Raw genomic sequence first — 20,648 nt, forward strand, 5'->3', positions numbered from 1 at the left:
AACCCAAGGAACAACGATGAGCACGATCAACTACAGCGAGAAGATCCCCAACAACGTCAACCTCGGCGAAGACCGCACGCTGCAGCGCGCGCTCGAGGGCTGGCAGCCGAACTTCATCAACTGGTGGGACGACGTGGGCCCCGAGGGCTCGACCAACCACGAGGTGTACCTGCGCACGGCCGTGAGCGTCGACCCGCAGGGCTGGGCCCAGTTCGGCCACGTGAAGATGCGCGACTACCGCTGGGGCATCTTCCTGAACCCGGGCGACGCCAACCGCGAGATCCACTTCGGCGACCACAAGGGCGAGAAGGCCTGGCAGGACGTGCCCGGCGAGCACCGCGCCAACCTGCGCCGCATCATCGTGACGCAGGGCGACACCGAGCCCGCGTCGGTGGAGCAGCAGCGCCACCTGGGCCTGACCGCGCCCAGCATGTACGACCTGCGCAACCTGTTCCAGATCAACGTGGAAGAAGGCCGCCACCTGTGGGCCATGGTCTACCTGCTGCACAAGCACTTCGGCCGCGACGGCCGCGAGGAAGCCGAGGCCCTGCTGCAGCGCACCTCGGGCGACGAGAACAATCCGCGCATCCTGGGCGCCTTCAACGAACGCACGCCCGACTGGCTCGCGTTCTTCATGTTCACGTACTTCACCGACCGCGACGGCAAGTTCCAGCTGTCGGCGCTGGCCGAGAGCGCCTTCGATCCGCTGGCGCGCACCACGAAGTTCATGCTGACCGAAGAGGCGCACCACATGTTCGTGGGCGAGAGCGGCGTGTCGCGCGTCATCGCGCGCACCGCGCAGGTCATGAACGAGCTGAAGACCGACGACCCGCAGAAGGTGCGCGCGGCCGGCTGCATCGACCTGGGCACCATCCAGCGCTATCTGAACTTCCACTACAGCGTGACCATCGACCTGTTCGGCGCCGACCAGTCGAGCAACGCCGCCATCTTCTACAGCTCGGGCCTGAAGGGCCGCTACGAGGAAGGCAAGCGCACCGACGACCACGTGCTCAAGGGCCAGACCTACAAGGTGCTCGAGGTGAAGGACGGCCAGCTCGTCGAGAAGGACGTGCCGATGCTCAACGCGCTCAACGAAGTGCTGCGCGACGACTTCATCAAGGACTCGGTGGCCGGCGTGGGCCGCTGGAACAAGGTGCTGGAAAAGGCCGGCATCCCGACCCGCCTGGTGGTGCCGCACAAGGCCTTCAACCGCCAGATCGGCGCGCTCGCCGGCATCAAGATGTCGCCGGAAGGCCGCGTGGTGAACGACATGGAATGGGCCGCCAAGCGCGACGAGTGGTTGCCCAGTGCCGAAGACTTCGCTTTCGTGGCATCGTTGATGGGCCGCGTGGTGGAGCCGGGCAAGTTCGCGGGCTGGATCTCGCCGCCGGTGATGGGCATCAACCGGCAGCCGGTCGATTTCGAGTACGTGCGCTTCGGTTGATTGGTATTTGGGTATTGCTCCTTCCCCCTCTGGGGGAAGGCTGGGATGGGGGCAAGCAGCGTGACCACGACAAGCGCCGCGTGCCCCCACCCAACCCTCCCCCAGCGGGGGAGGGCTCTAGGAGAACAACATGGACATGGCCGTCGAAGCCGGGATCATCAAGCAGCACCTGATCGACCCCGAGATCTGTATCCGCTGCAACACCTGCGAGGCCACCTGCCCCGTCAACGCGATCACGCACGACGACAACAACTATGTCGTGCGGGCCGATATCTGCAATGGCTGCATGGCCTGCATCTCGCCGTGCCCGACTGGCTCCATCGACAACTGGCGAACCATGCCGCTGGTGCGTGCGTATTCCATCGAGGAGCAGTTCACGTGGGAGTCGCTGCCGGCGGAGCTTTCGCCTGAAGAGCTCGAGGCGGCCGGCGTTTCGGCGGACGTGGCGGGCGACCCTGAAGCCGCGGTGCCCGCGCAGACGCAGGCACAGGCCCAGGCGGCGGTCGAATCGCTGGAGCCGGCCTTCAACTCCGCGCAGTACGGCGCCACCGTGCCGCCCTGGTCGGCCGCGCACGCCTACACCAACCTCTTTCCGCCGAAGACGCCGACCACCGCCACCGTGGTGGGCAACTTCAACTGCACCGAGGCCGGCTTCGACAGCGAGACGCACCACATCGTGCTCGACTTCGGCGTGCTGCCGTTCCCGGTGCTCGAAGGCCAGTCGATCGGCATCGTGCCGCCGGGCGTCGACGCCATCGGCAAGCGCCACCATGCGCGCCAGTATTCGGTGGCCAGCCCGCGCAACGGCGAGCGGCCCGGCTACAACAACGTCTCGCTCACCGTGAAGCGCGTGACCGAGGACCATGAGGGCGAGCCGGTGCGCGGCGTGTGCTCCAACTACGTGTGCGATCTGAAGGTGGGCGACACGGTGCAGGTGGTGGGGCCCTTCGGCTCCTCGTTCCTGATGCCGAACCATCCCCGCTCGCACATCGTGATGATCTGCACCGGCACCGGCAGCGCCCCCATGCGCGCCATGACCGAGTGGCGCCGCCGCCTGCGCAAGAGCGGCAAGTTCGAGGGCGGCAAGCTGATGCTGTTCTTCGGCGCGCGCACGCAGCAGGAGCTGCCGTACTTCGGCCCGCTGCAGTCGCTGCCCAAGGACTTCATCGACATCAACCTCGCGTTCTCGCGCACGCCGGGGCAACCCAAGCGCTACGTGCAGGACCTGATGCGCGAGCGCGCCGCCGACCTGGCCGCGCTGCTCAAGGACGGCGCCAGCCACTTCTACGTGTGCGGCCTGAAGAGCATGGAAGAGGGCGTGGTGCTCGCGCTGCGCGACGTGGCCAAAGATGCGGGGCTCGACTGGGACACGGTGGGCGCCGCGCTGAAGCGCGAAGGCCGCCTGCACCTCGAAACGTACTGAGCTGCGGCGAATGAAGTTCGCCGACTTCCACGCGGGCCAGGTCATCGAGGCCGGGCCCTATGTGCTCACGGAGGCCGAGCTCGTGCAGTTCGCGCGGGCCTACGACCCGCAGTGGTTCCACACCGATGCGGAAGCGGCCGCCGACAGCCCTTTCGGCGGTCTCATCGCGAGCGGCTGGCATACCTGCTCCATCGCGATGAAGCTGGTGGTTGGGGCTGCGCTCGCCGGTTCCGAATCCTTCGCATCGCCGGGACTGGAGCACGTGCGTTGGCCCAACCCGGTAAGGCCGGGCGACGCGCTGCGGCTGGTGGCGGACGTGATCGAGGTGCGCCGCTCCGAGAAGCGCCCGACGCTCGGCATCCTGCGCTGGCGCTGGCGGCTCTTCAACCAGCGCGAGCTGATGGTGCTCGACGCAGAGGTCACGAGCCTGTTCAAGCTCAAGCCTGCCGACTGACAGAAAGAAGCAACGAGACGAAACAACGAGAAAAAGGCCCGCGGCGCACCGGCACCGCGGGCCTTTCTCATCGGGCCGAAGTCGTCGTTACTTCTTGATGTCGACCGCGCCCGAACCCTGGGCCTTGCCATGAGCCTTCGCGCCGACGGCAGGTGCCTTCACCGCGCCACCGGCCGAACCGACAGCACCGGTTGCGCCTTCGAGCGTGCCGCCCACGGTGTTGGTCACGCCGCCTACGGCGTTCGTGGCCCCGCCGACCGCATTGGTGGCACCGCCGACGGCGCCGGTCGCACCGTTCACCAGGCCGCCGACTGCATTGCCCGCGCCGCCTGCAGCGCCGCCGGCATTCGTGTTCGCGCTGGCACCCGCATTGGCACCGGTCGCCGCGCCCGCGTTGCCGCGTGTGCCCGTGCCGGAGCCCGACGCATTCACGTCGGCATTGACCCCGACGCCGACCCCGACGCCTTGCGCCTGGGCTGCGCCGCCGATGGCCAGCAGGCCTGCGAGCAGGGCGCCGAGGACGATGCGGTTGTGTTGCTTTTGCTGCTTCATGGGTGACTGTTCCTTTCGTTGCATGGTCACGTTTCAATGAACCGACCGGGGTTCGATCGGTTCGGGGGCAACCATGGCCGGGCCGGGATCTGTCGCCATGTGCGCCACAGTCGCCCGAACGTGTGGGAATCGGCTGTCGGCGGAATCGGGGGCTCGGACGTTAGCCCCGCCTCCTTGCCCGTGGGCCGGGGCGCAGGACATGCGAGGCGACGGCCGATGCGTCTTCGTCTTCGAAAGCCCCTTCGGCCGGTCACGTCAATCACATGCAACTCATAATGTTGCATGAAGCGAGACAGCAAGCTTTCAGCCGTCCTGCACGTGCTGCTGCACATGGCCGAGATGAAGACGCCCGTCACCTCCGAGTCGCTCGCGATCGCGATGCAGACCAATCCGGTGGTGGTGCGCCGGCTCATGGCCGGCCTGCGGCAGTCGGGGTTCGTGAGTTCCGCCAAGGGGCATGGCGGCGGCTGGGTGCTGTCTTGCACCTTGTCGGCGGTGACGCTGGGCGACATCCACAACGCCGTCGGCGCGCCCGCGCTGCTGGCCATGGGTAACCGTACCGAGAGCCCGGGCTGCATCGTCGAGCAGGCCGTGAACGCGGCACTCGACGGCGTGTGCGACGAGGCCGAGGCGCTGCTGCTCAGGCGCTTCAACAGCATCACGCTGGCGGATCTCTCCAGGGACTTTCATCGCCGCATGACTGGCGGCGGCTTCACATTGAAGGACATCGAACATGCGTCATGACGCTCTCATCGTGGGCGGCAGCTTCGCCGGCCTTTCCGCCGCCATGCAGCTCGCCCGCGCGCGACGCAAGGTCTGCGTCGTCGACGCGGGCGCGCCGCGCAACCGTTTTGCCGCCGCGTCGCACGGCTTCTTCGGGCAGGACGGCGTGCCGCCGCTGAAGATGATTGCCGATGCGCGCGAGAAGCTGCTCGCGTATCCCACCGTCGAGTTCATCAAGGCCAGCGTGGTGGAAGCGGGCGCCGATGGCGCAGCGGGGTTCACTGTTTCATTGAGCAACGGCGAACGCCGCGCGGCCGGCAAGCTGCTGCTGGCGTTCGGCGTGCAGGACGGGCTGCCGGATGTTCCCGGCCTTGGCGAGCGCTGGGGCGAGAGCGTGCTGCACTGTCCGTACTGCCACGGCTACGAGTTCAGCGGGCGTCAGCTGGGCGTGCTCTATCACCACGGCGCGCAGCCGCCGGACCACGCGCTGCTGATCGCCGAATGGGGCCCGACCACGCTCTTCCTGAATGGTGGCGAGGCGCCCGATGCCGAGGCATGTGCGCGGCTACAGGCGCGCGGAGTGACGATCGAGCCGGGTCGCATCGCGGGTCTGGAAGGAGAGGGGCGCAGCCTGACCGGCGTGCGTATCGACGACGGCCGGCTGTTGCCCATCGAGGCGCTCTACGTCGCACCGCGCACGCGCCCGGCGAGCCCGCTGGCCGAGCAGCTGGGCTGCGCCTTCGACGACGGGCCGCTCGGCAAGGTACTGCGTGTCGACGCGATGAAGATGACTACCGTGCCCGGCGTCTACGCTGCTGGCGATCTCGCGATGATGTTCTCCAACGCCACGCTGGCCTCGGCGGACGGACTGTCTGCTGGCGTATCGATGCACCGGTCGATGGTCTTCGACGTCTGAAGGAGGGGAGAAAAAGAACTTTTTTCGGTGATTCGGAAAAATCGGCCCCAAATCACCCTATAATCTGAGGCTCACGCGGGAATAGCTCAGTTGGTAGAGCGCAACCTTGCCAAGGTTGAGGTCGAGAGTTCGAGACTCTTTTCCCGCTCCACATTGCAGAAAAAGGCCACCTCATCGGTGGCCTTTTTCATTTGGGCGCCTGTTCAGCGGTCCGCGTGCTTCAGCAGGTAGGTGTTCGAGATCGCCTTGAACGACAGCCCGCCGTCCAGACGCTTGAACACCACCCCTTCGCGCGAAGTGCCCGGGTTCAGCGACGGCCCTTCGGCGTACGCCAGCACCCCGGCCATCGATCCATCGAATCGGTCGAGCGCGGCCACTTCGAGCAGCGGCACGCTGCGCACCGTCGCTCCCAGCACGCGCAGTGCATCGATCACTGCGTTGCGCTCGTCCATGCCGCAGTAAGCGCCACGGTCGATGTCGAATACATCGAAGACGTGGAACTGTTGCCCGCGCAGCTTCTCCGGATTGCCCTGGATGCCCTCTCCGATGATCTCGCCCTGCAGAGCCAGGTTGCGGCCCAGCGTCGCGAGCACTTCCAGCAGGCGGTCTTCCCGCGCCACGCGCCACAGGCTGTTGCCCGGGGCTTCGCGCAGCTGCCAGTTGCGCCCGCACACGCCGACTGCACCTGCGTTGTGGAACGCGGTCATGCTCGATCCGTCGAGCTTGACCGTGACCTCGAACGCAAGCCCGTCATTCGCTGCAAGCACTTCCGGCAGGTTCTGGATGCGCTCCTGGTCGGTCTTCGAGATGAAAGAAGGGAACGGGCCTTCCACTTCGCCAGACAGGCAGGCCGGGATCACAGGCTCCCATTTGCCGATGCCCAGCAGCTCCGCCCAATCGCGGTGGCGCAGGTCAGGATCGGCCAGCGCGAGCGCGTCGATCTCCGGGAACTGCGACAGCGGCAGGATCAGTCCCTGCGAAATCTGGCCGCGCAGCTTCATCGTGCGAAGCCGAACACCGCGCTGTTCGTTCCAGGTGATCGCGGCCTTTTCGAGAAAGGCGAAGCGCGGGTCGTCGAGCGGCAGGAACGCGTCGATCTCGAAGAAGACGCAGCGATCGCCAACGGCGAACTCCCCCTTCTTGATGACGACGCTCCAGCCTTCGACGACGGCGCATTCGATGGCGTCGGCCCCGGGGATGGGGCGTACGACGTCGACGGTGCGGACGGTGACGAGTTTGCGCATGATTGTTTTCTCCCTGTGGTTGATGGTGACGCAAAAAGAAAAGAGGCCCGGAACCATTCGGTGTCCGGGCCTCTTTGAAAAGAAAGAGTTCTGAAGCGGTGCGCGCTATGCGCCGACTCCACCCGGTGAGGCCTGGTTGCCCGTTTGCTGCTGGCCGATTGCATGGCCCGCGACGTACACGAACGCGTGACCCGTTGTCGGGTTCGCGTTGCTGACGTTCTTGGCGATGACCAGTGTGGTGCTCACGGAGTGGCTTTCGGATGAGTGCGGTTTGCTTCTTGTGTTGTCGGCGATCCTTGCGGCGAGACCGCGAAGGGAGCCGGACTGTAAAGAGTGTTTATGCCGGCGTCAACCCCTCGCCGGCAACACAGTCCCCCGGCTCTCCCCGAACCCGATGCGCGCATGCCCCGGCTTCTCGCACCAGCCGCGCAGCAGCACCGCGTCGCCGTCTTCCAGGAACCCGCGCTGCTCGCCGTTGGCCAGCGTCACCGGGCTTTGCGCGGCGCGTGTCAGCTCGATGATCGCGCCGGCCTCGCCTTCGCCGGGGCCCGAGATCGTGCCGCTGCCGAACAGGTCGCCCGGGTTAAGGCTGCAGCCGCCCATCGTGTGGTGCGTCACCATCTGCGCCACGGTCCAGTACTGATGCCGGAAGCTGGTCGACGAAAGCCGCGACGCTCCGGTCTTTTCGCTGCGGGCCTTCTCGCTCTCCAGCCACACCTCCAGTCGGATGTCGATCGCGCCGCCATCGCGGTTCGCCGGGTTTTCCAGGTACGCGAGCGGCTGCGGCTCGTTGGCCGGACGGGTCCATGCCTGCCGGTAGGGGGCGAGCGCTTCCATGGTCACGATCCATGGCGAGATCGTGGTGGCGAAGTTCTTCGCGAGGAAGGGGCCGAGCGGCGCCATTTCCCAGAACTGGATGTCGCGCGCCGACCAGTCGTTGAGCAGGCAGATGCCGAAGATGTGCTCTTCCGCGCGCTCGAGCGGAATGGGCTCGCCCTGCGCGTTGCCCGTGCCGATCCACACGCCGAGCTCCAGCTCGTAGTCGAGCCGCGCGCAGGCCTGGTAGGTCGGCGCCTTCGCGCCCGGCGCCATCGCCTGCCCCATCGGGCGGTGGAAGCGCTGGCCGTTCACGCCGATGGTCGACACGCGCCCGTGGTACGCGATCGGGATCCAGCGGAAGTTGGGCGTCACGTCGCCGTCGGGATTCATCAGGCGGCTGATGTTCAGCGCGTGGTCGATCGAGGTGTAGAAGTCGGTGTAGTCGCCGATGCGCGCGGGCACGGTGTACTCGGCTTCGGCCTGCGGCACGAGGCAGTCGCGCACGGCCTGCACCGCGGCGACGGGCGCGTCGTTCTTCAGCAGGGCGAAGAGTGCGTGGCGCAGTGCCTTCCATGCGGCGGGGCCGAGTGCGAAGAAGTCGTTCAGCGCGGGCTGCGCGGCAGTCTTCGCCGCGTCGAGGGCGAGACCGTCGAGCTGCTGCAGCCTCGCGAGCGCCGCCAGGTCCAGCACCTGGTCGCCGATGGCGACGCCGCCGCGAAATGCCTCGTTGCTGCCGGCGCGGCGGAACACCGCATGCGGCAGGTTCTGGATCGGGAAGTCGCTGCCCTGCGCGTTGGCCGATTCGACCCAGCTGCGCGCGTGAGCGTCGTGCGTATGGTTGAGTGCGATGCTCATGGTGAACGGAACCTCAGGCCGATGCCATCAGCGCGTCGTCGAAGATCGCGACCGCGCGGGTCCAGCCGGCCGACGCGCCGCGGATCTTGTGCGGGAAGCAGCTGATGTAGAAGCCCGTGGGCGGCAGCGCCTCCAGGTTGTGCAGCTTCTCGATGTGGCAGTAGCCGATGTCGCGGCCGGCCTTGTGGCCTTCCCAGATCAGCGAGGCGTCGTGCGTCTCGCCGTACTTCTTGGCGGTGTGCACGAAGGGCGCGTCCCAGCTCCACGCGTCGGTGCCGGTGAGGCGCACGCCGCGCTCCAGCAGGTACATCGTCGCCTCGTAGCCCATGCCGGCACCGGCGGACACGTAGTCGGGATGGCCGTAGCGCGAGCCGGCGCGAGTGTTGACGACCACGATCTCCAGCGGGCTCAGCGTGTGGCCGATGCGCTTGAGTTCGGCCTCGACATCGTCGGCGGTGACCACGTACCCGTCCGCGAAGTGGCGGAAGTCGAGTTTCACGCCGGGCTGGAAGCACCATTCGAGCGGCACGTCGTGGATGGCGATCGCGGGCTTCTTCTCACCCAGCGCCTTGTCCATGGTCGAGTGGAAGTGATAGGGCGCGTCGAGGTGCGTGCCGTTGTGCGTCGACAGCTGCACCAGCTCCACGGCCCAGCCCTCGCCGTCGGGCAGGTCTTCCTTCTTCAGGCCGGGGAAGAAGGGTTCGATCTGCTCGTAGGTCTGCTCGTGCGTGAAGTACTGGATCTTCGGCGCGAAGGCCGGCGGGTCGGAGAGCACATCGTTCTCGAGAAAGATCGAGAGGTCGACGAATTTGCGTGGCATGAAGAGGCTCCTTGTGGGGTGTACGTGTTGGAGGAGGGCAGGAAGACGAAGGAATCAGGGGCGCTGCCATCGCAGCAGGCGTTGTTCGGCGAAGGCCAGCAATGCGTTGCTCACGAAGCCGATGAGCCCCAGCAGCACGATGCCGGCGAACAGGTCGCTCGCGCGGAAGGCGCGCGCGGCCAGCAGGATGGCCTGGCCCAGGCCGCTCTGCGAGGCGATCATCTCGCCCACCACCGCGACGATCAGTGCGATGGTCAGCGCGAGCCGCATGCCGGCCAGGATGTCGGGCATCGCGTTGGGCAGGCCCATCTTCCAGATGTACGCCGCGCGCGACATCTGCAGGCAGCGCGCCACTTCCGAAAGGCGCGGCTCCACGGCCGCGAAGCCGTGCACCGTGGCCAGCAGCACCGGCCACATCGCGCCGAACGCGACCACGAAGAGCACCATGCCGGGGTTCAGCCCGAAGATGGAGATGGCCAGCGGCAGCAGTGCCGAGGCGGGCAGGGGGCGGATGAATTCGAGCGTGGGCTGCACCCAAGCGCGCACCTGGGGCGACACGCCGATGGCCGCGCCCAGCAGCACGCCGAAGAGCGAGGCGAGCAGCCAGCCTTCGACCATGCGGCCCACGGTGGCGCGCGTGAATGCCAACAGCTCGCCGTTGCCGTCGCCGCCCGCAAGATTCAACCCCTCGAGCAGGCTGGCGAAAGTGGCCTGCGGCGTCGGCAGGAACACGCGGCTGACCCAGCCCGCGTTGCTCGCCACCCACCACAGCGCGACGAGCGCCAGCAGAACGCCCAGCGATCCGAGCCGGTAAACGCCGATGCGGTTGTCGTTGTCGTTCATGCCTGGACCCCCATGCGCCGCGACACCGCGCGCTGCAGCACCAGCATGCCCGCGTTGACCGCAAAGCCCACCACGCCGATCCAGCCCAGCCAGGCCAGCATCAGCGCCGGATCGAAGCTCTGCTGCGCGATCATCATCGCGTAGCCCATGCCGTTGGGATTGGCCGCGATCTCCACCGTCACGGCCACCACCAGCGCCACGGCAACGCCTAGCCGCAACGCGACGAACAGGCGCGGCACGATGGCCGGCAGCACGATCTTGAAGGCACGCTCGCGCGCCGAAAGCCCCAGCACGCGGCTCACTTCGAGCAACCGGGGCTCGACCTGCTGCACCGCCGCCTGCACCAGCACCAGCAGCGGCCAGAAGGTCGCGAAGGCGACGATGGCCAGCTCCATGCGCACGCCGAAGCCGAAGCCCAGCATCGCGAGCGGAATCAGCGCCACGGAAGGCACGGGCCGCAGCACCTCGATGGAGACCGACCCGAGCTGCGCCGCGCGGCGCGAGAGCCCGAGCACCACGCCCAATGCGATGCCGAGCACCGCACCCAGCAGCAGGCCTAGCGCCGCAGTGCCGAGCGTGAAGCCGGTGGCCTGCCAGAGCGAGCCGTCGAGCGCGGCACCCACGAAGGCCTTGGCGGCGGCGCTCGGCGGCGCGAGCGCATCGCTGCCCAGCGCGGCCGCGCGCCGTGCGTACCACTCGAAGGCGCCGATCAGCACGACGGGAAACACCCATGGCCGCAGCCAGCGGAAGAGGCGGTTCTCAGTCATGGCCCTGCTCGATGAAGGCGAACAGCTCGCGCCGCAGATGCAGGTATTCCGGATGCTCCTTGGTCGAGAGCTGGTCGCGCGGGCGCGGGATCTTCACGTCGATCATCCGCGCAAGGCTGGGCCGCCCGGGCCCCGGATTGGCCTGCAGCGCGATCACGCGGTCGCCGAGGTAGATGGCCTCTTCCAGGTCGTGCGTGACGAAGAGCACCGTGAGCCCGTCCTCGCGCACCAGCCGCGCGAGCTCGTCCTGCAGGCTCTGTCGCGTGAGCGCGTCCAGCGCGCCGAAGGGCTCGTCCATCATCATCAGCTCGGGCTTCTGCGCGAGGCAACGGGCGATCTGCGCGCGCTGCTGCATGCCGCCGGAGAGCTGCACCGGAAACTTGTGCGCGTGCTTCGCGAGCCCGACCTTGCCGAGCACGTCGGCGATACGCGGTGCGCGCTCGGCTGCGGGAACGCCGGCCGCTTCGAGCGCCAGGCTCACGTTGCCTTCCACCGTGCGCCAGGGCAGCAGGGCGCGGCCGTAGTCCTGGAACACGAAAGCCACCTCGCGTGAAGGCTCGGTCATCTTCACGCCGTTGCGCCGCACCTCGCCCGCGCTGGCCGTGACCAGCCCGCTGGCCGCGCGCAGCAGCGTGGTCTTGCCGCAGCCGCTGGGGCCGACGATGCAGACGAACTCGCCGCGCGCCACGTCGAACGAAGTGGGCGAGAGGATCTCGCGCCCGCCGAGGCGGATGGTCACGCCGTCGAAGCGCAGGAAGGGAGTGGCTTGCATGGCGGAGCCGGCTGGCGGGTGGAAGGCGCCCGCCGGCAGTGCGGCGCGCGTGGTGACGGGAGAAGGTGCGGCGATCACTTGGCCACCAGCTTCGCCACGTCGATGTTCGTCTTGAGCATTTCCTGCTCCTTCATCAGCCCGGTCCAGTAGGCGAGCTGCTTCTCCGTCACCACGGGGCCGGGCGGCGAGACCTGCACCTTGGCCAGCACGTCGGGCGGAAGCTTGATGTACTTGCCGATCGATGCGCGCACCTTCGCGTCGTTCTTCGGCTGCTGCATGAACGATGCGGCCTCGACCAATGCCTCGCGGAATGCGCGCGCCGCCGCCGGGTTCTTCGCCACCCACTCGCGCTTGGCCGCGTGCACGATGGTCTGGTTGTTCTCGGGCAGGAAGGTCGAGTAGTACGAGGCCACGTAGCCCGCGCCGCTCTCGGTGATGCGGCTCATGAACGGGTCGGCCGACACCACCGCGTCGACCGACCCCCCGCGCAGCAGGTCGGCATGCTGCGGGAACGCGGCCTCGACGAAGTTGACCTTGCGGTAGTCCACACCGCTGTCCTTCAGCCAGGCGCGGAAGGTCACGTGCAGGAAGGCGCCCAGGCCCGGCACGCCGATCTTCTTGCCCACGCAGTCCTGCGCGCTCTTGATGCCAGAGCCCGCACGCGCCACCAGGCCGAAGCCGGTGATGGTCTTCGAAGTGAGGCCGCCGCCGGCCACCAGCACCAGGTCGAGTCCTCCGTCCACCGCCTGCAGGAACACCGAGGGCGTGGGGCCGCCGATCTGCAGCGAGTCGGACTGCAGCGCGGCCGGGATTGTCGAGTTCAACGGAATGAACTTGAGCTCCACGTCGAGGCCGCGCTTCTTGAAGTAGCCCTCTTCGGCGGCCACGAACACCGAGGCGAAGTCGGTCACGGCCGTGTAGCCGAACACGATCTTCGTGGCGGACTGTGCGCGCGAAGGCAGCGCGGCGACAGCCGATGCCGCGGCGAGCGCCGACAGCAGGGTGCGTCGTTTCATCATGTCTTCTGTCTCCTGGGGGTGGTTTTCTTCTGCGTGGGGCGGGCGGTCTTCGGGCGCGGCAGCACCGCGCGCAGGCCACCGACGATGAAGTTCACGAGCATCGGCGCCACGGCCGGGTCGGCGCGCTTGTTCTCGCCGCGCGTGAGCCGTTCGATGCGGCTGTCGTTCAGGTGGTGCAGCAGCGCGCCCAGCGCGAACTGGTAGCCCCAGGCCGCCTGGCTGCGCGTGGCGTGAGGCAGCGCGACGTGCAGCGCGTCGATGTAGGCCTCGGCCAGCGGGTCGAAGTAGGCGCGCAGCACGCGGTCGGCTTCCTCGGTGGCGTGATAGAGCTCGCGCGCCACCAGCAGCGCGTAGTACTCGCCTTCGGAGCTCGCGCGCAGTGCCAGTACGGGCGCGGTGAAGGCTTCGATGATGCGCTGCAGCGTGCGCGGATCGTCGGGGTCGATGTTCACGGCGGCCAGGCCCGCGAGACGCGCATCGATCGAGTGCGACCAGTGCTCGAAGATCGCGTGGAAGAGTTCGTGCTTCTGGCCGTAGTAGTAGCCCACCAGCGCCAGCGGAACGCCGGCCTCCTCGGCGATCTGGCGGATCGTCACGACGTGGTAGCCGTGCTGCGAAAAAAGCTTCTCCGCCGCCAGCAGGATCGCCTGCTTGCGGTCGGGGCGCGCAGTCTCGATGGCGACTTCTGCCAGGGCCTGCGCCGGAGCGCGCGAGGCGCGGTGCCTTGCGGTGGGTGTGCGGGTACTCATCGGGGCGTATTGAACACTTGTACAAAAACATTGAACACGCGTACAAACCCTGAGGTCAACCCTCATTGAGCACGGTCGTTCGCAGCGCTAACCTCGTGCGATGCCCGCTCCCAACATCCCCCAGATCCGCCTCTACCGAGAATGGCTGCGCGAGACGCGCGGCCTTTCCTTCGACAGCTACGACGCCCTGTGGCGCTGGTCCGTCACCGAGCTCGACGCCTTCTGGCAGAGCATCTGGGACTACGCCCGCATCCAGTCGCCCACGCCGCACACCGCGGTGCTCGCCGAATCGCGCATGCCCGGCGCGCGCTGGTTCCCCGGCGCCCAGGTCAACTACGCGCGCGAGGTGCTGCGTCATGTCGACGCCGCCCATGCAGCCGGCATGCCCGCCATCGTGAGCGACAACGAACTGGGCCAGGTGCGCGAGATGTCGTGGCCCGAGATGCGCCGGCAGGTCGCGTCGGTGGCGCTCACGCTCAAGTCGCTCGGCGTGAAGCGCGGCGACCGCGTCGCGGCCTACATGCCCAACGTGCCCGAGACCATGGTGGCCTTTCTCGCATGCTCCAGCATTGGCGCGATCTGGAGCGTGTGCGCGCCCGACATGGGCACGGCCGCCGTGGCCGACCGCTTCAGCCAGATCGAGCCCAAGGTGCTGATTGCCGTCGATGGCGTGCACTACGGTGGCAAGCCGCTCGACCGCAGCGCCGTGCTGCAGGAGCTGCGCGCGCAGCTGCCGAGCGTGCGCAAGCTGCTGCTCGTGAAGTCGCCATACGCCGCCGGTGCGGTGCCGCACGACACCGACTGGACGCAGGCCATCGGCCGCGACGACGACGAGGTCGCCGCCTTCGAGCCCGAGTGGCTGCCCTTCGACCATCCGATCTGGATCGTCTATTCGAGCGGCACCACCGGCCTGCCCAAGCCCATCGTGCACGGGCAGGGCGGCATCATCCTCACCATGCATGCCTGCGGCCTGCACAACGACGTGGGCGCGAGCTACGGCACCAACAACTTCGGCGAGCGCTACCACTGGTACAGCTCCACGGGCTGGGTGATGTGGAACTCGCAGCTCTCGGGCATGGCCTTCGGCGCCACCATCTGCATCTACGACGGCAACCCGGCGGGCAGCAAGGAAAAGCCCGACTGGGGCGTGCTGTGGCGCTTCGTGGCGCGCCACGAGGTCACCTTCTTCGGCGCGGGCGCGGCCTACTTCACCAACTGCATGAAGGCCGGCCTCGTCGCGAAGGAGTGCGGCGACCTCTCGCGCGTGCGCGCGCTGGGCAGCACCGGCTCGCCGTTGCCCGAGGAAGTGCAGCGCTGGGGCTCGAAGCAGATCCTCGACGCGGGCTCGAAGGAAGTGTGGTGGTGCAACATCTCCGGCGGCACCGACTTCTGCGGCGCCTTCGTCGGCGGCAACCGCGACCTGCCCGAAGTGCCCGGGCAGATGCAGTGCCGCGAACTTGGCCACGCGGTCGAGGCCTGGAACGAAGAGGGTCAGCCCGTCATCGGCGAAGTGGGCGAGCTGGTGTGCACCAAGGCCATTCCGTCGATGCCGTTGTACTTCTGGGGCGACGAGGGCAACGCGCGCTACCTCTCGAGCTATTTCGACACCTACCCCGGCGTCTGGCGCCATGGCGACTGGATCAGGATTGGCGAGGACGGCGGCTGCATCATCTACGGCCGCAGCGACGCCACCATCAACCGCCAGGGCCTGCGCATGGGCACCAGCGAGATCTACAGCGCCGTCGAGGGCCTGCCCGAGGTGCTCGACTCCATGGTGGTCGACCTCGAATACCTGGGCCGCGAGAGCTACATGCCGCTGTTCGTGGTGCTTCGCCCCGGCGTGGCGCTCGACGACGCCATGCGCGCGAAGATCAACAACGCCATCAAGACATCGCTTTCTCCGCGCTTCGTGCCCAACGACATCTTCCAGGTGGCCGAGATACCGCGCACGCTGTCGGGGAAGAAGCAGGAGCTGCCGATCAAGAAGCTGCTGCTGGGCCAACCCATCGAGAAGGTGGTCAACCGCGAGGCCATGGCCAATCCGGGAAGCCTTGACTGGTTCGTGGCTTTTGCCGCGCGGCGCGCGGAGGCCGCCTCCGCATAATGGGGCGCATGAAAAGACGAACCAGCCTCCTCATGTTCTCCGCCATCGCGGGCGCCTCGTTGCTGAGTGCCTGCGCCGTGCCTTCCTCGCCGTCGGCGGGCGGCAGCGCGGCGCAGCTGCGCGTGAGCGGCACCGTCACTTACCGCGAGCGCATCGCGCTCGACCCGGCGGCCGAGATCCAGGTGCAGCTGCTCGACGTGTCGCGCATGGACGCGCCGTCGGTGGTGCTCGCCGAACAGCGCATCAAGGCCAACGGCAGGCAGGTGCCCTTCGCCTACGAGCTGAAGGTCGACGCCGCGCGCATCGATCCGCGCATGCGCTATGCCGTGTCGGCGCGCATCTCGCGCGGCGACCAGCTCCTGTTCATCAACGACACGCAGTACTCCGTGCTCACGCAGGGCGGCGGCACCAGCGCCGACCTCGTGCTGGTGCGCGTCACCCAGGCGCCGCGCTAGCCGCCGATCACGACATCACCAGCTCGTAGAGCACCATGCGCGTCTGCCGGCCGCGCAGTTCCACCTGTTCCTCGATGCGCCGCGCATGCAGCCGGCCGTCGAGCCCGGCGAAGGTGGTTTCCGAAATCAGCGCTTGCGTGCCCAGCTGCTTGTTGATGCCCTCGATGCGGCTCGCCACGTTGATCGCATCGCCGAAGGCGGTGTAGGACAGCCGGTCGTTCGAGCCCAGCACCCCCGCGATCACCGTGCCCGTGTGGATGCCCACGCGCGTGCGGAACTCGGGCAGGCCCTGCTCGACCCACTTGCGGTTGAGCTCGTCCATTTCCACGTGCAGCTCCAGCGCGGCCAGGCAGGCCTTGTACTCCGCGTCCTTCAGGTCGGAGGGCGCGCCCCACAGCACCATGATGCCGTCGCCGATGAACTTGTCGACCACGCCGCCGTGCCGCGCGAACACGCCGGTCGCCAGGTTGAAGTATTCGGTCAACATGCCCACCAGCACGTCGGTGTCCAGCGACTCCGAGATGGAAGTGAAGCCCTCCACGTCGGTGAACATCACCGTCACGCGGCGCGGCGAGCCGGAGGGGCCGAGCGCGTGGCCTTCGTCGATCAGCTGGTTGATCACGTCCACCGGCACGAACTTGCTGAAGGCCTTCAGGCTGCGGGCCGAGTCGTCCAGCGCCTGGTCGAGATGCTGTATCTCGAGCACGCGGCTGGGCTCGCGAGGAAGGTTGTCGAGTTCCAGCAGGCCGATGCGGCGCGCGATGTGCGAGAGGTTCTCCACCGGCGCGGTCACCAGCTTCGACAGCTTCAGCGACATGAACAGCGCGATCATCAGGAAAGCCACCGCAAGCCCCAGTCCCAGGAGTACCGCGCGGCGCAGGTCGCCCAGGAGAACGTCCTCCGGCACCCAGCTCACCAGCTGCCAGCCGGTGCTCGGGATGCGCGAGGTCTGAACCAGATAGCGGCGGCCTTCGTAGGCGAAGGAGAACTCCGTGTCGTTGCCGCTTCCCGCCGTGCCGGCGGCCTGCATGTGGGCGTGCAATGCGCCGAGCACGCCGCTGGGCGACTCCAGCTTGTGCAGCACGCCGGGCAGGTCGCTGCGTGCGAGCACGCGGAAGTCGGCGCTCAGCAGCGCGCTGTCGCCGTAGCCATCGTTGTTGAACTGGCGCACGAATTCCGAAAGCCGGCCGAGCGAAACGTCGCCCGCCACCACCAGCTTCTGCGCGCCGCCCGGGTAGTTGCGCTGGCTTGGCAGCGCGTACGTCACGCCCAGCTCCTGCGCGGCGGCGAACACGTAGGGCTGCGTCCAGACCGGCCCGCCTGCCTTCGAGGCCTGCAGGTACCAGCTGCGCCTGGTCGGGTTGTAGTCGCTGCGGAAGGCTCCCAGGCGCTGGGTGGCGTAGCGCTGCTGCACGTTGGCCTCGGCGTCCAGCGGCAGCTTGTACTGCCAGGTCTCGGTGGTGAAGCCTTCGTCGAGCTCGATGTGGCGCATGGCCGGCACCGGGTAGCGCAGGGCCATCAGCATCTGGCCCCTCTCGTTGCTCACGTAGATGCTGTCCAGCTCGGGCGACTGCTGCAGCAGCGTCCAGAGCAGCTCCGCCGTCTTCTCCGATTGCTCGCCCGCAGGACGCAGGCTGGGCGCGGTGCCCACCGCGTTGATGACCGATTCCGCCTTGTGCAGGAAGGCCCGCACCTTGTCCTCGGTGCGGTCGTGGTTGGCCTTGTGCGCCGACACGCCGACGCGCGACACCAGCCGCTGCGAGCCCCAATAGCCCAGCGACACCAGCAGCAGCGACTGGGCCAGCGCCACGGCGCTGACGATGGTTCCCACATCCACCCTGAAGCGGCGCGAGCGCCCGGGCGGTGCGACGAGCGCAGCCGCGGGCGGCGACGCTCCTGTGACAGATTTGACCGACGGCTTTCCAGCCGCTTCCGGATTCCCGGACGAGTTCTTGTTCATACAGCTCCCTGGCAACCACTCGACGCGCCCGCTGAGCCGAAGCCGTGGGCCGGCTTCCGGCAGGCCCACGGCCCCGATCATTGGCGTCGGGGTCCTGTGGCTGCTCGGAAGCGGGCGTGATTTTCGCCTGAGTTCGGCGTTCCGTGCGGTACTGCACAGCGCCGCCGTGGCCCGGACCTGTCTAGACCAGTCCGGGGAAGCTGCGTAAAAGGAGGCGGCCCGTCAGCGCGCGTCGTGGAAGATGATTCCGAGCGTGTGCCGCCGCCCCGAGCGCACGCGGCTCACGCCGTGTCGCATCGTCACGCGGTAGCTGCCGCGCGTGCCGGCCACCGGCCGCTGGTTGACCGCGAAGATCACTGCCTCGCCCTGCGCGAGCGAAACCACCTCGGCGCGCGACTGCATGCGCGGGCGCTGCTCGGTCAGCACGAACTCGCCGCCGGTGAAGTCGCGGCCCGGCTCGCTCAGCAGCACCGTGAGCTGCAGCGGGAACTGCAGGTCGCCGTACAGGTCCTGGTGCAGGCAGTTGTAGTCGCCCTCGTCGTAGCGCAGCAGCAGCGGGGTGGGGCGCTCCTGCCCGCCCGCGTGGCAGCGCGCCAGGTAGGCGGCGTGGTCCGACGGGTAGTCGGCCGGCTGGTCCATCGCCGCGGCCCAGGCATTGGCCAGCGGCGCGAGGCGCTCGTACAGCGCGCTGCGCCATGCCGCGAGCTTGGGAGGCAGCGGGTTGGCGAAATACTGGTACTCGCCCTGGCCGAAGCCGTGGCGCTGCATGACGACGCGGCTGCGGAAGTGGCGGGGCTGCTCGTACATCGTCGCGAGCGCGGCGCATTCCTTCGGGGTGAAGATCGCGGCGCCGGTGGTGGCGCAGCCGCGGGTGGCGATGTCGGCTTCGATGCGGGGCCAGTCGAGCGCTTCGACCAGGGAGGCGGGGGTTGTCATGGACGCAGTGTCCCGCTTCCGGGCGCGCGGGGCTCGCCGTTTCCGGACGCGGCTTTCCCGCGCGGGCTTTGCGGCAAGGCGGGGCGGCCGTCATCCGTTTTGAGCGATCATGCGCTCATGGCAAGAGAAAAAACCGCTGCACGCGAAGCCGCCACGGGGCAAATGGTCCAGGGCCGGTCGGTCGCCGTGCTGGGGCGCGGCATGGCCCTGGTCAAGGTCGGCAAGGCGCCGCGTCCGGCGGTGCGTCCCGAGGACAACACCACCGTGCTGCTGAAGAAGGCGGCACGTGCGCTCAACAAGCCCGGCATCGACCGTTCGGTGGTCTTCCGCGGGCCCAACGCGGCCAAGGTCTACGCCTACTCCGCCTATCCGCAAGACCCGACCAAGGTCGTGCGCGAAGCGGCCGACGGCACCAAGGTCATCGGCCGCATGGTCGACGGCAGGTTCCGCGCGAGCAAGGCGTGAGCAGCCGGCCGCCGAAGCTCGAAAAGCTGCTGGAGCAGACGCACGGGCCGCGTCCGGTGGCCTTCGTGCTGGCCGGCCACAACGGCTCCGGCAAATCGACGCTCTGGTATTCGCGCCTCGCGCCGTCGCTGCGGCTGCCGCTGGTCAATGCCGACCGGATGATGATGTCCATCCTGCCCGACGCCGATCCCGCCACCGGACACATCCCCGGCTGGGCCCAGCGCCTGCGCGACGACGACGAGCGCTGGCAGATCCTCTCGCAGAAGGGCGTGCGCGCCTTCAAGAGCTTGGTGATGGACCAGCGCATGCCCTTCGCCTTCGAGACTGTCTTCTCGCACTGGAAGCCGCTGCCCGGCGGCGGCCACGAGTCGAAGGCCGACGACATCCGCGCGATGCAGGAGGCCGGCTACTTCGTCGTGCTGCTCTTCGTCGGCCTCGTCTCTGTGGACATGTCCGTCTTCCGCGTGAGCACGCGAAAGCAGCAGGGCGGCTACGACGTGGACCGCAAGAAGCTCGTCGAGCGCTTTCCCCGCACGCAGGCGGCCGTCGGCCACGCGGCGCAGATCGCGAACATGACGCTGATGTTCGACAACAGCCGCTCCGAAAAGAACGCCTTCGCGCTGGTGCGCGCGCAGGCGAAGAAATCGGTTCTCTTCGACGCGCGCGACCCCCGGTTCGACGTGGACCCCGAGCTGCGTGCCGTGTGCGACCCATGGCTCGAGAAGGTCACGGGGCCGTTCAGGCCGTCGCGCGCCCCGCAGCCGAAGAAGACCGCCGAGACCGCACCGAAGCAACAGCAGAAGGACCGCAGCACCCCATGAGCACCTCGAACCCATCCTCCGATCAAGCCGCCGGCGACTGGCAACTCCCCTGGACCGGCGGCTGCCGCTGCGGCCAGGTGCGCCTGCGCATCAGCGCGCCGCCGTTGCTGTCGATGGCCTGCCACTGCACCGGCTGCCAGGCCATGAGCGCGAGCGCCTTCTCGCTCTCGCTGGCCATTCCCACACCGGGCTTCGAGGTGGTGTCGGGCGAGCCCGTCATCGGCGGCCTGCACGGCGCCGACTCGCACCACTACTTCTGCCCGCACTGCAAGAGCTGGATGTTCACGCGCGCCGAAGGGCTCGACGACTTCGTCAACCTGCGCCCCAGCATGCTCGACCGGCATGAATGGGTCGAGCCCTTCATCGAGACCTGGGCCGACGAGAAGCTGCCGTGGGCCTCCACGCCCGCGAAGCACAGCTTCGGCACCATGCCCGCCTTCGACGCCTTTCCGGCGCTGGTCGAGGCCTATGCCCGGGAAGGCGTCCGGCCCGCGAAGAGGTGATGCG

Annotated in this window: 22 protein-coding genes and 1 tRNA gene; 11 read left to right on the forward strand and 12 right to left on the reverse strand. The window is 68.0% G+C overall.

The window, feature by feature from the left end:
* Positions 1-16 precede the first annotated feature (16 nt).
* The 3 genes from boxB to ABL840_RS00615 all read left to right on the forward strand — a co-directional run bounded on the left by boxB (position 17) and on the right by ABL840_RS00615 (position 3,321).
* On the forward strand, positions 17-1,444 hold the full coding sequence (gene boxB / locus ABL840_RS00605) for a benzoyl-CoA 2,3-epoxidase subunit BoxB (RefSeq protein ID WP_093195708.1): 1,428 nt from the start codon (positions 17-19) through the stop codon (positions 1,442-1,444).
* A 130-nt stretch (positions 1,445-1,574) separates the two neighbouring features.
* Positions 1,575-2,867, forward strand: coding sequence for a benzoyl-CoA 2,3-epoxidase subunit BoxA (boxA, locus tag ABL840_RS00610; protein WP_093195707.1), 1,293 nt, complete (start codon positions 1,575-1,577; stop codon positions 2,865-2,867).
* Positions 2,868-2,877: 10 nt separating this feature from the next.
* Positions 2,878-3,321 (forward strand): MaoC family dehydratase, encoded by a 444-nt coding sequence (locus tag ABL840_RS00615; protein WP_093300457.1) that lies wholly within the window; start codon positions 2,878-2,880, stop codon positions 3,319-3,321.
* Between the two features lie 87 nt (positions 3,322-3,408).
* Here ABL840_RS00615 and ABL840_RS00620 read toward each other — a convergent pair whose 3' ends face one another.
* A complete protein-coding gene (locus ABL840_RS00620) occupies positions 3,409-3,873 on the reverse strand; it encodes an adhesin (RefSeq protein ID WP_093300458.1) in 465 nt (154 codons plus the stop codon).
* Between the two features lie 282 nt (positions 3,874-4,155).
* Here ABL840_RS00620 and ABL840_RS00625 point away from each other — a divergent pair, with 282 nt between their 5' ends.
* The 3 genes from ABL840_RS00625 to ABL840_RS00635 all read left to right on the forward strand — a co-directional run bounded on the left by ABL840_RS00625 (position 4,156) and on the right by ABL840_RS00635 (position 5,663).
* Complete coding sequence (locus ABL840_RS00625; protein ID WP_093195704.1) at positions 4,156-4,617, forward strand: RrF2 family transcriptional regulator; 462 nt, start codon at positions 4,156-4,158, stop codon at positions 4,615-4,617.
* Positions 4,607-5,512, forward strand: a complete 906-nt coding sequence (locus ABL840_RS00630; RefSeq protein WP_093300460.1) for an NAD(P)/FAD-dependent oxidoreductase — start codon at positions 4,607-4,609, stop codon at positions 5,510-5,512. The genes ABL840_RS00625 and ABL840_RS00630 overlap by 11 nt, the downstream gene beginning before the upstream one ends.
* Before the next feature lie 75 nt (positions 5,513-5,587).
* A tRNA-Gly gene (locus ABL840_RS00635) sits at positions 5,588-5,663 on the forward strand.
* Between the two features lie 52 nt (positions 5,664-5,715).
* On the opposite strand, the gene ABL840_RS00640 is transcribed toward ABL840_RS00635, so the two are convergent.
* The 9 genes from ABL840_RS00640 to ABL840_RS00680 all read right to left on the reverse strand — a co-directional run bounded on the left by ABL840_RS00640 (position 5,716) and on the right by ABL840_RS00680 (position 13,400).
* The gene (locus tag ABL840_RS00640; RefSeq protein ID WP_176947419.1) at positions 5,716-6,756 is read right to left on the reverse strand and encodes an RNA ligase (ATP); all 1,041 of its coding nucleotides are present in this window, start codon (positions 6,754-6,756) and stop codon (positions 5,716-5,718) included.
* 105 nt (positions 6,757-6,861) lie between these two features.
* Positions 6,862-7,002, reverse strand: coding sequence for a hypothetical protein (locus tag ABL840_RS00645; RefSeq protein WP_170217211.1), 141 nt, complete (start codon positions 7,000-7,002; stop codon positions 6,862-6,864).
* Between the two features lie 102 nt (positions 7,003-7,104).
* Positions 7,105-8,430 carry a fumarylacetoacetase gene (fahA, locus tag ABL840_RS00650; protein WP_093300463.1) on the reverse strand — a complete coding sequence of 442 codons (1,326 nt, stop codon included), beginning with the start codon at positions 8,428-8,430 and terminating at the stop codon, positions 7,105-7,107.
* A 13-nt stretch (positions 8,431-8,443) separates the two neighbouring features.
* On the reverse strand, positions 8,444-9,250 hold the full coding sequence (locus ABL840_RS00655; protein ID WP_093195700.1) for a cyclase family protein: 807 nt from the start codon (positions 9,248-9,250) through the stop codon (positions 8,444-8,446).
* A gap of 54 nt (positions 9,251-9,304) precedes the next feature.
* Complete coding sequence (locus ABL840_RS00660) at positions 9,305-10,093, reverse strand: ABC transporter permease (RefSeq protein WP_093300464.1); 789 nt, start codon at positions 10,091-10,093, stop codon at positions 9,305-9,307.
* Positions 10,090-10,860: an ABC transporter permease gene (locus ABL840_RS00665; RefSeq protein ID WP_093300466.1), complete on the reverse strand. Its 771-nt coding sequence runs from the start codon at positions 10,858-10,860 to the stop codon at positions 10,090-10,092. Before ABL840_RS00665 ends, ABL840_RS00660 begins: the two co-directional genes overlap by 4 nt.
* Positions 10,853-11,710, reverse strand: a complete 858-nt coding sequence (locus ABL840_RS00670) for an ABC transporter ATP-binding protein (protein WP_093300467.1) — start codon at positions 11,708-11,710, stop codon at positions 10,853-10,855. Before ABL840_RS00670 ends, ABL840_RS00665 begins: the two co-directional genes overlap by 8 nt.
* Positions 11,707-12,651, reverse strand: a complete 945-nt coding sequence (locus ABL840_RS00675) for an ABC transporter substrate-binding protein (protein ID WP_093300468.1) — start codon at positions 12,649-12,651, stop codon at positions 11,707-11,709. The genes ABL840_RS00670 and ABL840_RS00675 overlap by 4 nt, the downstream gene beginning before the upstream one ends.
* Entirely contained in the window at positions 12,648-13,400 is a 753-nt protein-coding gene (locus ABL840_RS00680) for a TetR/AcrR family transcriptional regulator (RefSeq protein WP_093300470.1), read from the reverse strand. Before ABL840_RS00680 ends, ABL840_RS00675 begins: the two co-directional genes overlap by 4 nt.
* A gap of 100 nt (positions 13,401-13,500) precedes the next feature.
* On the opposite strand from ABL840_RS00680, the gene ABL840_RS00685 reads away from it, so the two are divergent.
* Entirely contained in the window at positions 13,501-15,504 is a 2,004-nt protein-coding gene (locus ABL840_RS00685; protein WP_093300471.1) for an acetoacetate--CoA ligase, read from the forward strand.
* Positions 15,505-15,512: 8 nt separating this feature from the next.
* Complete coding sequence (locus ABL840_RS00690; protein ID WP_256228164.1) at positions 15,513-15,959, forward strand: YbaY family lipoprotein; 447 nt, start codon at positions 15,513-15,515, stop codon at positions 15,957-15,959.
* 7 nt (positions 15,960-15,966) lie between these two features.
* On the opposite strand, the gene ABL840_RS00695 is transcribed toward ABL840_RS00690, so the two are convergent.
* Together ABL840_RS00695 and ABL840_RS00700 are read right to left on the reverse strand one after the other, a co-directional pair.
* Complete coding sequence (locus ABL840_RS00695; protein ID WP_093195692.1) at positions 15,967-17,919, reverse strand: adenylate/guanylate cyclase domain-containing protein; 1,953 nt, start codon at positions 17,917-17,919, stop codon at positions 15,967-15,969.
* A 222-nt stretch (positions 17,920-18,141) separates the two neighbouring features.
* The gene (locus ABL840_RS00700; protein WP_093300473.1) at positions 18,142-18,855 is read right to left on the reverse strand and encodes a 2OG-Fe(II) oxygenase; all 714 of its coding nucleotides are present in this window, start codon (positions 18,853-18,855) and stop codon (positions 18,142-18,144) included.
* Between the two features lie 117 nt (positions 18,856-18,972).
* Here ABL840_RS00700 and ABL840_RS00705 point away from each other — a divergent pair, with 117 nt between their 5' ends.
* From ABL840_RS00705 to ABL840_RS00715, 3 genes are read left to right on the forward strand one after another with little or no spacing between them, the layout of a single operon-like run.
* Positions 18,973-19,320: a hypothetical protein gene (locus tag ABL840_RS00705; protein ID WP_240652265.1), complete on the forward strand. Its 348-nt coding sequence runs from the start codon at positions 18,973-18,975 to the stop codon at positions 19,318-19,320.
* Entirely contained in the window at positions 19,317-20,141 is an 825-nt protein-coding gene (locus tag ABL840_RS00710; protein WP_093300474.1) for a zeta toxin family protein, read from the forward strand. Before ABL840_RS00705 ends, ABL840_RS00710 begins: the two co-directional genes overlap by 4 nt.
* Entirely contained in the window at positions 20,138-20,644 is a 507-nt protein-coding gene (locus ABL840_RS00715) for a GFA family protein (RefSeq protein WP_093195689.1), read from the forward strand. Before ABL840_RS00710 ends, ABL840_RS00715 begins: the two co-directional genes overlap by 4 nt.
* Positions 20,645-20,648 lie beyond the last annotated feature (4 nt).

The organism is Variovorax sp. NFACC27 (assembly GCF_048301545.1).
GTDB lineage: Bacteria > Pseudomonadota > Gammaproteobacteria > Burkholderiales > Burkholderiaceae_C > Variovorax > Variovorax gossypii.